This window comes from Methylovulum psychrotolerans, assembly GCF_002923755.1.
Lineage (GTDB): Bacteria > Pseudomonadota > Gammaproteobacteria > Methylococcales > Methylomonadaceae > Methylovulum > Methylovulum psychrotolerans.
In genome coordinates this window covers 79,126-92,601 of sequence record NZ_PGFZ01000003.1, presented here as the reverse complement: position 1 = coordinate 92,601, position 13,476 = coordinate 79,126, and the positions used below count along the sequence as shown (strand labels likewise).

11 protein-coding genes are annotated in these 13,476 nt (G+C 49.4%); 1 reads left to right on the top strand and 10 read right to left on the bottom strand.

Features of this window, described 5'->3' with window-relative positions; translation table 11 throughout:
• Positions 1–83: 83 nt before the first annotated feature.
• The 10 genes from AADEFJLK_RS08425 to dnaA form a co-directional block, all read right to left on the bottom strand.
• Positions 84–377 (bottom strand): hypothetical protein, encoded by a 294-nt coding sequence (locus tag AADEFJLK_RS08425; protein WP_103973946.1) that lies wholly within the window; start codon positions 375–377, stop codon positions 84–86.
• 11 nt (positions 378–388) lie between these two features.
• Positions 389–964 (bottom strand): potassium-transporting ATPase subunit KdpC, encoded by a 576-nt coding sequence (gene kdpC, locus AADEFJLK_RS08420; RefSeq protein ID WP_103973945.1) that lies wholly within the window; start codon positions 962–964, stop codon positions 389–391.
• Between the two features lie 10 nt (positions 965–974).
• Positions 975–3,047: a potassium-transporting ATPase subunit KdpB gene (gene kdpB, locus AADEFJLK_RS08415; protein WP_088618270.1), complete on the bottom strand. Its 2,073-nt coding sequence runs from the start codon at positions 3,045–3,047 to the stop codon at positions 975–977.
• Between the two features lie 58 nt (positions 3,048–3,105).
• Entirely contained in the window at positions 3,106–4,923 is a 1,818-nt protein-coding gene (gene kdpA / locus AADEFJLK_RS08410) for a potassium-transporting ATPase subunit KdpA (protein ID WP_103973944.1), read from the bottom strand.
• Positions 4,923–5,012 (bottom strand): K(+)-transporting ATPase subunit F, encoded by a 90-nt coding sequence (gene kdpF / locus AADEFJLK_RS08405; protein ID WP_088618268.1) that lies wholly within the window; start codon positions 5,010–5,012, stop codon positions 4,923–4,925. The genes kdpA and kdpF overlap by 1 nt, the downstream gene beginning before the upstream one ends.
• A 314-nt stretch (positions 5,013–5,326) precedes the next feature.
• Positions 5,327–6,109 (bottom strand): prolipoprotein diacylglyceryl transferase, encoded by a 783-nt coding sequence (gene lgt / locus AADEFJLK_RS08400; protein ID WP_103973943.1) that lies wholly within the window; start codon positions 6,107–6,109, stop codon positions 5,327–5,329.
• 2 nt (positions 6,110–6,111) lie between these two features.
• Complete coding sequence (gene gyrB / locus AADEFJLK_RS08395) at positions 6,112–8,526, bottom strand: DNA topoisomerase (ATP-hydrolyzing) subunit B (protein WP_103973942.1); 2,415 nt, start codon at positions 8,524–8,526, stop codon at positions 6,112–6,114.
• Between the two features lie 500 nt (positions 8,527–9,026).
• Entirely contained in the window at positions 9,027–10,106 is a 1,080-nt protein-coding gene (recF, locus tag AADEFJLK_RS08390) for a DNA replication/repair protein RecF (protein ID WP_103973941.1), read from the bottom strand.
• A 10-nt stretch (positions 10,107–10,116) separates the two neighbouring features.
• Positions 10,117–11,217, bottom strand: coding sequence for a DNA polymerase III subunit beta (gene dnaN / locus AADEFJLK_RS08385; RefSeq protein ID WP_088618264.1), 1,101 nt, complete (start codon positions 11,215–11,217; stop codon positions 10,117–10,119).
• Positions 11,218–11,854: 637 nt separating this feature from the next.
• The gene (gene dnaA / locus AADEFJLK_RS08380) at positions 11,855–13,171 is read right to left on the bottom strand and encodes a chromosomal replication initiator protein DnaA (protein ID WP_088618263.1); all 1,317 of its coding nucleotides are present in this window, start codon (positions 13,169–13,171) and stop codon (positions 11,855–11,857) included.
• A 167-nt stretch (positions 13,172–13,338) separates the two neighbouring features.
• Here dnaA and rpmH point away from each other — a divergent pair, with 167 nt between their 5' ends.
• Positions 13,339–13,473 carry a 50S ribosomal protein L34 gene (rpmH, locus tag AADEFJLK_RS08375; RefSeq protein WP_088618262.1) on the top strand — a complete coding sequence of 45 codons (135 nt, stop codon included), beginning with the start codon at positions 13,339–13,341 and terminating at the stop codon, positions 13,471–13,473.
• Positions 13,474–13,476 lie beyond the last annotated feature (3 nt).

The window sequence follows — 13,476 nt, the reverse complement described above, 5'->3', positions numbered from 1 at the left end:
GATAGACAGGATTTTTATAAAACTACCCCTTAAAGAGCAGGAAAAAAGCAAGGGCAAGAAAAATACTCATTGATAACAGTCGCTTAAATCTTACCATCAGCCAGTTTTTGCTCGCGGATTATGTTGCCATTGGCTAAATCGCAGACAACAAACCATTCCGAACCGTCACCCGCCTGTATTCCATTACGCAACAAGAATTCTCCGTTGCTGTGCAGTAGCCGTTGTTGGGCAATCACCCCCGGATGCAACCGTAACGCTTCTTGCCGGCAATAGCCTTGGTAAACCTTGCTGGCCGGCAAATTATAGGTTTCGATATTGCCCGCATGAGCCATCTGCACAGCCACCGCCAGTAAACACCAGCCATAATTATATTTCATATCCCACCCACCTAGCGCAGTGCATCCAAAGCCAAATTTAAAGCCAAAACATTGACCCTAGGCTCGCCAAATAGCCCCCATTGCCGGCCTTCGGTATGGGCAGCCACCAAAGCGCTGAGTTTGTCGGCAGACATTTTACGCGCTTTAGCAATACGCGGAACTTGATAAGCCGCCGCCGCCGGGCTGATATGCGGATCCAAACCACTGCCTGAAACTGTAACCAGATCCACCGGAACGGGGGTTTCATTGCCAGGGTCGGCGGCCTTTAAAGCCTCAAGCCGGGCTTTTACGGCATCGGCCAGCGCCGGGTTGGTAGGACCCAGATTGGAGCCGCTAGAGGCTCCCGCATTATAAGGAAAAGGCCCGGTGGCGGAAGGCCGTCCCCAAAAATGGTCTGGGCTGCTGAACGGTTGCCCGATCAGGCTAGAACCCTTGACTTTGCCATTTTCGGCGCTCATCAGGCTACCATTCGCTTGACCAGGAAACAACAATTGTGCCAGCCCCGTCACCAAAGCCGGATACACTACACCGGTTAACACGCTCAAGATGATAAACAACATCACCGCAGGTCTTAAATGCTTAACCATGACCAACTCCTTAAACTAAGCCTAGCGTGACCAAGATCAGGTCAATCGCTTTAATGCCAATAAATGGGACAATTAAACCGCCCACCCCGTACACCAATAAATTGTTTTGCAACAGCGTCGCGGCACCGACAGGCTTATACTTGATGCCTTTCAACGCCAACGGGATCAGCGCGACAATAATCAGGGCGTTGAAAATCACCGCCGACAGAATCGCACTGGCCGGGGTCGCCAGCTCCATCACGTTCAACACATCCAGCACCGGATAAGTGGTGGCGAACGCGGCCGGGATGATCGCAAAATATTTCGCGACATCATTGGCGATACTGAAGGTGGTCAAAGCCCCACGCGTCATCAGCATTTGCTTACCAGTTTCGACAATCTCAATCAACTTGGTGGGGTTGGAATCCAAATCGACCATATTGCCCGCTTCCTTAGCCGCTTGCGTACCGCTGTTCATCGCCACCGCAACATCAGCTTGCGCCAAGGCGGGGGCATCGTTGGTGCCGTCCCCGGTCATCGCCACCAAACGGCCTTCGGCTTGGTATTGGCGGATCAGTTTCAGTTTCGCCTCTGGGGTGGCTTCGGCGAGAAAATCATCCACCCCGGCTTCGGCGGCAATCGCGGCGGCGGTGAGGCGATTATCGCCCGTGATCATGATGGTCTTAATGCCCATCTGGCGCAATTCGGCAAACCGCTCCTTAATGCCGCCTTTGACAATATCCTTAAGCTCAATCACCCCCAGCACCCGTGTGCCTTCCGACACCACCAACGGGGTGCTGCCGCGCCGCGCCACATCATCGACCACTTTGCGGAACTCCGGCTGGAATTTGCCGCCCTGCTCTTCGATGTGGCTACGGATAGCATCGGCGGCCCCTTTGCGGATTTGCCGCCCTTCAATATTCACGCCGCTCATGCGGGTTTGCGCCGAGAAATGCACAAAGGTCGCCCCTAAAGACTGCACGTCCCGCTCCCTAAAGCCGTATTTTTGTTTCGCCAACACCACCACACTACGGCCTTCGGGGGTTTCATCAGCCATCGAAGCCAATTGGGCGGCATCGGCCAGTTCGCGCTCGGTGACTCCGGCCACAGCAATAAACGCCGAGGCTTGACGGTTGCCTAAAGTGATCGTTCCGGTTTTGTCCAGCAACAACACGTCAATGTCGCCCGCCGCTTCCACGGCACGGCCTGAGGTGGCAATAACGTTTTTCTGCATCATCCGGCCTATGCCCGCCACCCCAATGGCGGACAGCAAACCGCCGATAGTGGTCGGGATCAGACAGACCAACAAGGCCACCAACACGGTAAGCGTGATCGGTTGCCCAGATCCTGAAGTCGCTACGGCATACCAGGAAAACGGTAACAAAGTTACTGTCGCCATCAGGAACACCAAGGTCAAGGCCACCAATAAAATAGTCAGGGCAATCTCGTTAGGGGTTTTTTGCCGTTTGGCGTTTTCCACCATGGCAATCATCCTATCCAAAAAAGCCTCGCCAGGGTTGGCGGTAATACGCACCACTAACCAGTCGGACAAGACCCGTGTGCCGCCCGTCACCGAACTGAAATCGCCGCCGGATTCGCGGATAACCGGGGCGCTTTCGCCCGTAATCGCGCTCTCGTCCACCGAGGCAACACCTTCAATGACTTCGCCGTCACCCGGCACAAAATCTCCGGCTTCTATCAACACTACATCACCACGCCGCAAACTCGAACCGGCCACTTTAGAGTAATTGGCATCATGACGCGGTTCGTCGAGTTTTTTTGCGGCGATATCACGTTTGGCACTGCGCAAAAACGCCGCTTGCGCCTTGCTGCGCCCTTCGGCTATCGCTTCGGCAAAGTTGGCGAACAACACCGTACCCCATAACCAGAGGGTGATTGCTAAAATAAATTGCGGCGGATCTTGCCCCTCGCCGTTCAAAGCCAGCACCCACAACAGGGTGGTCAGCATACTGCCGATATAAACGACAAACATCACCGGATTTTTCCATTGCTGCTGCGGGGACAGTTTGCGGAACGATTCGACCAAGGCATCACCGAGAATTTGCGGGTCGCCTAAAGACCTCAAAACAGATTTGTTATTCATGTTATTTCCTTTATAGATATTGGCTACTGAATCCGACTGCACAACAGACAAATGCCTATTATTTAGCGGCGACAGCCCCCAGCATCTGCAAATGCTCAACCACTGGGCCCAAAGCCAAAGCAGGCACAAATGTCAACGCCCCCACCATCAGCACCGTGCCAATCAATAAAACGATAAATAAGGGTGTATGCGTCGGCAATGTACCTGGGCCCACCGGGACAATTTTCTTCGCCGCCAAAGCCCCGGCGATAGCCAATACCGGCACCGCCAACCAATACCGGGAAAACAGCATCACCACGCCCAATAGGGTGTTATAAAACGGGGTGTTGGCCGACAAGCCGCCAAACGCGCTGCCGTTGTTATTGCCCGCTGAGGACAGCGCGTACAGCACTTCGCTAAAACCGTGGGCCCCAGGGTTAAAAATTGAGGACTTGCCGACCTCCAGCAACACCGCCAACGCCGTGCCACCCAACACCATCAGCGGCGGAATTAAAATAGTGATCGCCGCCATTTTCATTTCGTAAGCTTCGATTTTTTTGCCCAAATATTCGGGGGTGCGCCCTATCATCAGACCGGAGACAAACACCGCGACTATCGCAAACATTATCATGCCGTACAGCCCCGAACCGACCCCACCAAACACCACTTCGCCCAACTGCATCAACCACATCGGCACCAGTCCGCCGATAGGGGTAAACGAGTCGTGCATGGCGTTCACCGAACCGTTGGAGGCGGCTGTGGTGACTACCGCCCACAGAGCTGAATTCGTAATGCCAAACCGGGTTTCCTTACCTTCCATATTGCCGCCGGACTGCTCGGCACTGGCTATTTGGTCAACACCTAAGGCACTAAAAGCCGGATTGCCGCTTTGCTCGGCAGGGACAGTGACAAAAATCAGCGCGACCAACATCAGCGTCATCGCCGCCAAAATCGCCCAACCTTGGCGGGTATCGCCCACCATCATGCCGAAGGTGTAGCACAACGCCGCCGGAATCAGCAGGATAGACAGCATTTCCAAAAAGTTACTTAACGGGGTGGGGTTTTCCAAGGGATGGGCGGAATTGACGTTAAAAAAGCCGCCGCCGTTCGTACCCAGTTGCTTGATCGCCACTTGCGAGGCGGCTGGGCCCACCGCTATCATTTGTTCCTTTACTTCAACCGCTTCCAGCTCGGGCTTGCCACTGGCATCTTGCAAAGCCACTCCGTCCGCCCCCAATTTAGGCTGCTCATAACTGACGCGTTCCAACAAGGATACGGTTTGGTAAGGGCTAAAGGTCTGGACAACCCCCTGCCCAACCAATACCAAAGCCAAAACTAATGACAAAGGCATCAGTATATATAAGGTGCTGCGGGTCATATCCACCCAAAAATTGCCGATAATATCGGCTTTGCGGCGGGTAAAGCCCCTGATTAAAGCAACCAGTGTCGCCATGCCCGTAGCGGCGGAGACAAAATTCTGTACGGTCAAGCCCAGCATCTGGGTCAGGTAACTCATGGTCACCTCACCGCCGTAGCCCTGCCAGTTGGTGTTAGTGGCAAAACTGACCGCCGTATTAAAGGCCGAGTCAGGACTGACATTAGGCAAGTTTTGCGGATTAAGCGGCAACGAGGCTTGCAAGCTTTGTAGCCCGAACACCGCCAATCCCCCTAACAGGTTAAAGACCAACAGGGCTATGGCATAGTCTGTCCAACGCATCTCTTGCTGGGGATTAACCCCGCTAAGGCGATAAATCCACGCTTCAAACGGCGCCAACCAGCGGTTTATCACCACGGGTTCATCGTCATAAATTTTCGCCATATAACTGCCTAAGGGCTTAGCCAAGGCGATTAAGACGGCCATATAAAAGACAATTTGTAATAGGCTGTTGCTAGTCATCAGAACTTCTCCGGATAAAACAGCGCGGCAATCAGGTAGACGAAAATCCCCGCCACTAAAGCCGCACTTAACAGATAAACCCAACTCATGATTGCCCCCTTAATTTTTCCAAGGCATGTACCAAGAAACCGGTGACGGCGAAAAAAGCCACCATCAAAACGAGAAAAATCCAGCTCATAAATCACCTTATAGTTAGACTAAAGCTAACGGTAAACGTCAGCATGGTTGTCGGAAACAAGCTCAGTGTAAGCGTAAATCGGGTAAAAATACTGTAAAGATTTGGGGTGGCTATTGGTAAGGCGTGAAGTGCCTAGATAGAATTTGTAGCCGCTACAAGCTGACAGGCAGGCAAAAAAAAAGGCCTACCATAAAGGTAAGCCTTTTTTGTCAGCCTTTGCTGCCTTTAAGCAGATTTTCTATGGGCAAAATAAAACAATAACGCACCAATAATAATCATCGGCGTGGACAGTATCTGCCCCATGGTCAGCCAGTCAAAGGCCAGATAACCCAGGTGCGCGTCGGGCATTCGGTAGAATTCGACAAAGAACCTAAAGCAACCGTAACAGAACACCGCCAAGCCTGTCGTCGCCATGACCGGACGGGGCTTGCTGGCATAGAGTTGCAGAATGATAAACAGCACCAAACCTTCCAAAAACGCCTCATACAATTGCGAGGGGTGGCGGGCTAATGGGCCCCCGTTCGGAAACACCATCGCCCACGGCACATCGGTTGTCCGACCCCACAATTCCGAGTTAATAAAATTGCCGATCCGCCCTGCCCCCAAACCGATGGGCGCCAGCGGGGCAATCAAATCGATCAATTGCATCATGGTGCAGTTCTGCTTTTTGCCGTAGAACCACATCGCCACAAACACCCCCAGCATACCGCCATGGAAGGCCATGCCGCCTTCCCAAATCTTAAACAGCATAAGGGGGTCGTGGAGAAAATTGCTGAACTTGTAAAACAGCACATACCCTATCCTGCCGCCCAAAATCACCCCCAACGCCCCGTAAGTCACTAGGTCTTCGATAGCTTCGGGTGGAATGGGCGACCAGGGCTTTTGGGCGTTTTTTTGCCCCAAGAAATAGACGGCGACAAAGCCGACCAAATACATAAGCCCGTACCAATGGACTTTCAGGGGCCCAAGGGCAATGGCGACAGGATCAATTTGCGGGTAAGTGAGCATAATTAAACGTCCAGATTGGTTACATCTAAGGCATTTTTAACGATAAAGTCGCGGCGCGGTTCCACGACATCCCCCATCAGCGTAGTGAAGATTTCATCGGCGGCGATGGCATCTTCAATCCTGACTTGCAGTAAACGGCGGTTATTGGCATCTAAGGTAGTTTCCCAGAGCTGTTCGGGGTTCATCTCGCCCAGCCCTTTGTAGCGTTGGATGTGTTGGCCTTTTTTCACTTCGCGCATCATCCAGTCGAACGCTTGCTTAAAGCTGCTGACCCCCTGCTGGCGTTCGCCCATTTTAATGTGCGAGTAATCATTAAACAGCCCTGCCGTGTCTTCGGCATATTGCGCCATTTGTTTATAGTCTTTGCTGTTGAAAAAGTTCGACGGCAAGACAAAGGTTTTGATAATGCCGTGCAGGCGTTTGCTGACCACGGCAGAAAAGTCGCTGCTGCTTTTATAATCCAGCTCGACGCTAAACACCGCCGTGCCGAAACTGTCGTTCAATTGCCGGATAATTTGCCCGAACCAGTCCGCCAATTGCTGCGGGTCTTGTTTCAGCGCTTCATTAACGACAGCCATCGCCACCAATTGCTCCAAGAAAGCCTCATCATAGCGTCTGAACAGGCGGTTAATGGTGGTGACGATAGCAACGTAGTCCTTAGCCAGTTTCTCCAGCCCAGGGCCTTGTATGGGCGGTGCAGCTTCATCAGTAAATAACTGCGCCTTATCCAAAGCCAATTGGATCAGGTATTCGTTTAACGCGGCATCGTCTTTGACATAATGCTCTTGCTTACCTTTTTTAACCTTATATAAAGGTGGCTGGGCAATATAGATATAGCCTTTTTCGACAATCTCCGGCAACTGGCGGTAAAAGAAGGTCAATAACAAAGTGCGGATATGTGAGCCGTCTACGTCGGCATCGGTCATGATGATAATGCGGTGGTAGCGCAATTTCGCCAAATTATATTCGTCTTTGCCAATCCCACAGCCTAAGGCAGTGATTAAGGTACCGACCTCTTCTGAGGAAATCATCTTGTCGAAACGGGCTTTTTCGACATTAAGAATTTTACCTTTTAACGGCAAAATCGCTTGAGTGCGCCGATCCCTGCCTTGCTTGGCCGAACCACCCGCCGAGTCCCCTTCGACTAAGAACAATTCTGATAAGGCCGGGTCTTTCTCTTGGCAATCGGCCAACTTGCCCGGTAAACCGGCAATATCCAATGTTGTCTTACGGCGGGTCATTTCCCGCGCCTTACGGGCCGCTTCCCGCGCCCGTGCGGCATCCAGGATTTTTCCGACAATGGCTTTGGCGATTTGCGGCTTTTCCAGCAGGAACTCTTGCAGTTTTTCGTTCATGGTCGATTCGACCAACGGTTTAACCTCGGAAGACACCAATTTGTCTTTGGTTTGCGAAGAGAACTTAGGGTCGGGTACTTTAACCGATAATACGGCGGTCAGACCTTCACGGGCATCATCACCCGTAGTGGCGACTTTCTCTTTTTTACCGATACCGCTGGTTTCAATATATTGGTTAACCGTACGCGTCAACGCGCCCCTGAATCCGGCCAAATGACTGCCACCATCGCGTTGCGGAATATTATTAGTATAGCAAAACACGTTTTCCTGATACGAGTCGTTCCATTGCATCGCCACTTCTACGACCACCCCTTCTTTCTCGGCCTTAAAATAAAAAACTTCCGGGAACAGCGGGATTTTGTTTTTATTCAGATGTACCACAAAGGCACTGATGCCGCCTTCAAATTCGAACACATCTTGCTTATCGGTACGTTCGTCTTCTAAGCTGATGCGGACACCGGAATTTAGGAAGGACAGTTCCCGCAAACGTTTTGCCAGAATATCGTAATGGAATTCGACATCGGTAAAGGTCTTATTGCTGGGTTTGAAATTGATTTGTGTGCCTGATCCAGTAGTTGGGCCCACCGCCGCCAAAGGCGCAACCGGTTCGCCCATCAGATATTGCTGTCTGTACAATTGGCCATTTTTACGGATTTCCAAATTCAGCTCTTCCGATAAGGCATTCACTACCGAGACCCCGACACCGTGCAAACCGCCGGAAACTTTATAGGCATTATCGTCAAACTTACCGCCTGCGTGTAACACCGTCATAATCACCTCGGCGGCAGAACGGCCCTCTTCCTCATGAATATCGACTGGGATACCGCGCCCGTCATCGGCCACCGTCACTGAGCCGTTGCTATGGATAATAACGCGGACTTCTTTACAATAACCCGCTAACGCCTCATCTATAGAATTATCAACCACCTCAAAAACCATGTGGTGCAAACCGGAACCGTCATCGGTATCACCAATATACATACCCGGCCGTTTTCGTACCGCATCCAATCCTTTCAAAACCTGAATATTGGTACTATCGTATTGATCGTTATTGTTGCTCATGTGGTTCTTCTTTTTTCCTGTAGTTGCCTGAATGTTCCATGTGAAACATTACATTGGTTTGCTAGTGCCATGTTCCACGTGGAACATTAATTAACCTCAAATTGAGAATAAAGTGCTTTGTTATAGTGGCCTAATTATACCACTAGCTATAGACTGCGTATGGGGCGAGGTGAAATATGCTTAAAGATCGGGCATAAGCTAGCGTTTACCGAATCTTCGTGAACAAGCTTACGAAAACGCCCAATTTCAAATTAAGTGGTTTTATCAGACATCAAGCCATTTAGACTAGGTTGATGTTCCACGTGGAACATCAGGGCAATCCCGAACGGCCATGTTCCACATGGAACATCGGGGCAATCCCGAACGGCCATGTTCCACGTGGAACATCGGGGCAATCCCGAACGGCCATGTTCCACGTGGAACATCGGGGCAATCCCGAACGGCCATGTTCCACGTGGAACATCGGGACAAACCCAAATGGCCATGTTCCATGTGGAACATTAATACGGATTCACACAACCCTGTTCCATGCGGAACATTTTATAATTAGGTATATGGCTTAAATCGCCAAAATCGGTAGCGGCGGTGGCGGTGATAAATACCTGACAATTGAGCGCCACCAAAAAATCCAGTAACTTAACACGGTTGCAGCTGTCCAGTTCGGCGGCAAAATCATCAACCAGCACACAGCCTAAAGGCTGTTGCCCGTCCGCCAGCAATTGCACTTGGCTCAGCTTTAAACCCAACACCAAAAGCTTTAGCTGCCCGCGTGACACAAACTCCTTAGCCAATTGCTGTTCCACGCGAACCTGAAAATCCGCCCGGTGCGGGCCGCTATGGGTAAAGCCATAGCGCAAATCCTTATCCATATCCTGTTCTAACGCTTCCAGCAAGGTTTTAGAACTGTCCCAACCGCACAGCAACTGTAAGGTGATGGTGTCCAGCGCCAAAAATTGGCGGCTAATCGCTATAAACACAGGCTGCAATTTTTCCAGATAACGCTGCCGATAGTCTTGCACTATTGTACCGTAATACGCCAGCTCTTGGTTCCAAACCGCCAATTGCTCAAAGCGTTTTATCTTTAGCGCGGCATTACGTTGCGCCAAGGCTTTCTTAAAACGTCGCCACATCGGCAAAAAACGGGTGTCGGCGTTAAAAACGCCCCAATCCAAAAACTCGCGGCGCAGTTGCGCCCCGCCATCCAGCAACTCGTAACTTTTTGGGTGAATAAGCTGTACGGGTAAGGCATAAGCCAGTTCTGAACGTTGTTGGCGGGTTTCTTGGTTAATGCGTATCGCCATGGTTTTGCCGTCAAGCTGGATGCCCAACTGACTGACACCGCCCTCGGCGGTTTGTTGAATTTGCGCGGAGACAATCAGATGCTCCTGATCCAGGCTGATCACCGGCTTAATGCTGGCAGAGCGAAACGATTTCGCCCTGCCTAAAATATAAATCGCTTCCAACAGCGAACTTTTACCGCTGGCATTGTCGCCAACCAATAAATTCAGCGTCGGGCAAGGCTGTAAAGAAGCCTTGTGAATATTGCGGACGTGATAAATATCCAGTTTTAGCAAACTCATAACAGGAACGTTACAAGCGCATCGGCATAACGATGAACTGGTAAGTGCGCTCATTTTGTTCATTGACAAAACAACTGCTGGCATTGCTGGCGATAATCAGCGCGGCCACTTCCGAATCCAAATTGGCGACGGCTTCCAATAAATATTGGGCATTAAAAGAAATGGTCAACGGCTCGCCCTGATAATCAATCGCCAACTCTTCTTCGGCCTCGTCTTGCTCAGGATTATGGGTGCTGATGCTTAAGCGTTCGCTGCTGACATCCAGCGTGATGCCCCGAAATTTTTCATTCGACAAAATCGCCACACGGGTTAAAGCTTCGCGGAACAATTGCTTGTCGATATACAGCGGATTGAAAAATTCTTGCTGGAAAACTTTGCTAAAATCGGGATATTTGGCATCGACCAATTTTGCCGAAAACACCAAATCTTTAATAAAAATCCGAATATTATTGCTGGAGAATTCAACTTTTAAGTCTGTTTCTGGATCATCCAGCAAACGGTTTAACTCCAAAACGCCTTTGCGCGGCAAAATAATCCGCGCCTCAAACCCTGTCGCCTGCGGCAATTGGTCTTCATAAATCGCCAAACGGTGGCCATCAGAGGCGACCAATTTCAATTTGCTGTTGGAAATATTCAGCAACAGGCCGTTCAAATAATAACGCACATCTTGGTTAGCCATACAAAACAATGTCTTATCCAAGGCCTTTTTAAACTGTCCGGCATTAATAAAGAAATGGTTTTCTAAGGCCGATTCAGCAAATTCGGGATAATTGTCGGCCGGCAACGCGCTTAAAGAAAAACGGCTCCGGTGCGAAGAAATTTTTACTTTATCGCCTTGCAGTTCACATTTAATTTCCGCACCTTTAGGCAATAAGCGGCAGATATCTAATAACTTTCGGGCCGGCACGGTAATCGTGCCGGGTGTTGCGGGTTCAATGGCAATCTTGGCAATAATCTGGATTTCCAAATCAGTGCCCGTCAAAACCAATTGCCCTTCATGGACCACCATCAAAACATTTGCTAAGATGGGTAAAGTTTGGCGTTTTTCGATAACGCTAACAATTTGCTGCAAAGGTGTTAGCAAAACTTCTCTGTTAATAATGAATTTCATACTCTTTTTATCTTATTCGTATTAGCGGGACAAAAAACTGTGGATAACTTTTTATTTTATTTTAATTCAATAGCTTGTAATTTTTCAAACGCTTGTATAAGGGCTTATTGGGATTATGTGTAACGATTATCCCCACAAAAGCTGGAGATTTATACACATTTATTGCAAAAAAACCCTTGCTTATCCCCAAAGTTATCCACAGGCCGAATTTTTACTGTTCATGCTTTGTAGCTGGAATTGGGCGGATTATGTCCGTCCATTTTTCAGGAACCCATTTTTTAAAATTTTTATCGCGAAGTGTACAACACTTTTCAAACCGTTTTTTCATCCCCCCGTATTATTAAATTAATGGGTTACCTAAAATTAAACTTTTCGGCACAATGGGGATTAATTAAATATAAATAAATAAAGATTTTAAAAGCTATTATTATTAGTAAAGGCAAAAACTGTGGATAAGTTTCTATTTAATTAATAATAACATAATCTTATATATACATTTTGCCTGTGAATATCCTGTGGATATCCTGTGGATAAAATGTGGATAACTTTAACAAATGCGCGTCGGTACAATTATCCACATTTTATCCACAGAGTTATCCACAGATAAAGCGCACTTTATGCACACAGTTATCCACAGCTAGTGGGATAGTGAGCGCAATAAGTTTGCGTAATCCTCCGCCATCTTACTGTCGGCCTCTTTTAGCTCACGGATACGCTTACAGGCATTAATCACTGTTGTATGATCACGACCGCCAAACGCATTGCCTATTTCTGGAAAGCTGTGCGAAGTCAGTTCCCGCGCCAAACACATGGCGACTTGGCGGGGGCGGGTAATGATCTGCTTGCGGTTTTTCGAGGCTAAATCAGCGACGCGGATTTTGTAATAGTCCGCTACAGTGCGTTGGATATTGTCGATATTGACCAGCTTATCCTGCAAAGAAATCAAATCATGCAGGGCTTCTTTGGTAAACTCGGTCGTGATTTCCCGACCCGTAAATTGGGCGTTGGCAATCACCCGCCGCAAAGCCCCTTCCAAGTCCCGGACATTGGAGGGAATGCGTCTGGCGATAAAAAATGCCACTTCTTGGGTCAAGTTAACCCCGGCCAATTGGGCTTTTTTCATCAAAATCGCGGCGCGGGTTTCCATATCGGGCGGTTCTATCGACACTGGCAGGCCCCAGCCGAAGCGGGATTTTAAGCGGTCTTCCAAGCCGATAATTTCTTTCGGGTACTTGTCGCAGGTCAGCACCACCTGATGCTTTTTTTCCAACAGGGTGTTGAAGGTGTGGAAAAACTCCTCTTGCGAGCGTTCCTTGCCCGCGAAAAATTGGATGTCGTCAATCAGCAGCACGTCAATCGTCCGGTAAAAACTCTTAAACGTGTCGATGGAATTTTGCTGCAAGGCCTTCACCATGTCTTGGACAAACCTTTCCGAATGCAGATAAATAATATTCGCCGACGGGTTTTTTTGTAGCACCCCGTTACCGATGGCCTGCATCAGATGGGTTTTGCCTAGGCCGGAACTGCCGTAGATCAGCAGGGGGTTATAGGCTTTGCCGATGTTTTCCGTCACTTGCATCGACGCGGCCCGCGCCAACTGGTTGGATTTACCCTCGACAAAGGTGTCGAACGTGAACGTTTTGTTCAGGAAACTGGGGATGGCCTTTTTAGTCTCGGCAGGTTTGACGATTTTCGCCATCGTCAGCAACGGTGACTTTTTCGAGCCTATTTCCATGTTCAGCACTAAACTGCCGTTAGAGAATTCATGGATAGTCTCTTCAATCTTGGCAAAGTGGTGTTGTTTCACCCAATCCAAGACAAAACGGTTCGGCGCGAGCAAGGTAATGCGCCCGTCGCCTTCGACCGCCTGCAAAGGCCGTATCCAGGTGCTAAAATCGGCGCTGGCGATTTCATTTTCAAGTTTAGCAAGGCAGTTATCCCAAATTGAACTCATTGAAGTAGATAAGATATTGATTTGTGAGGTAAGAGAAACAGGGCTTTTGCCACTCTGCATTAATAAAACATGTCATTACAGAATTGACAGGTCAAGCGCTTTATTCTATCATCCAACGTCTTTTTTATCCGTTTTTGATAATATTATCCCAGTAGGCTTGAGCAACAATGAAAAGAACATACCAACCCAGTAAAATCAAACGTGTCAGAACCCATGGCTTCCGTTCCAGAATGGCGACAGTCGGTGGCCGCAAGGTGTTAAACTCGCGTAGAGCGAAAGGCCGCCATAAATTGGCCCTATAGATT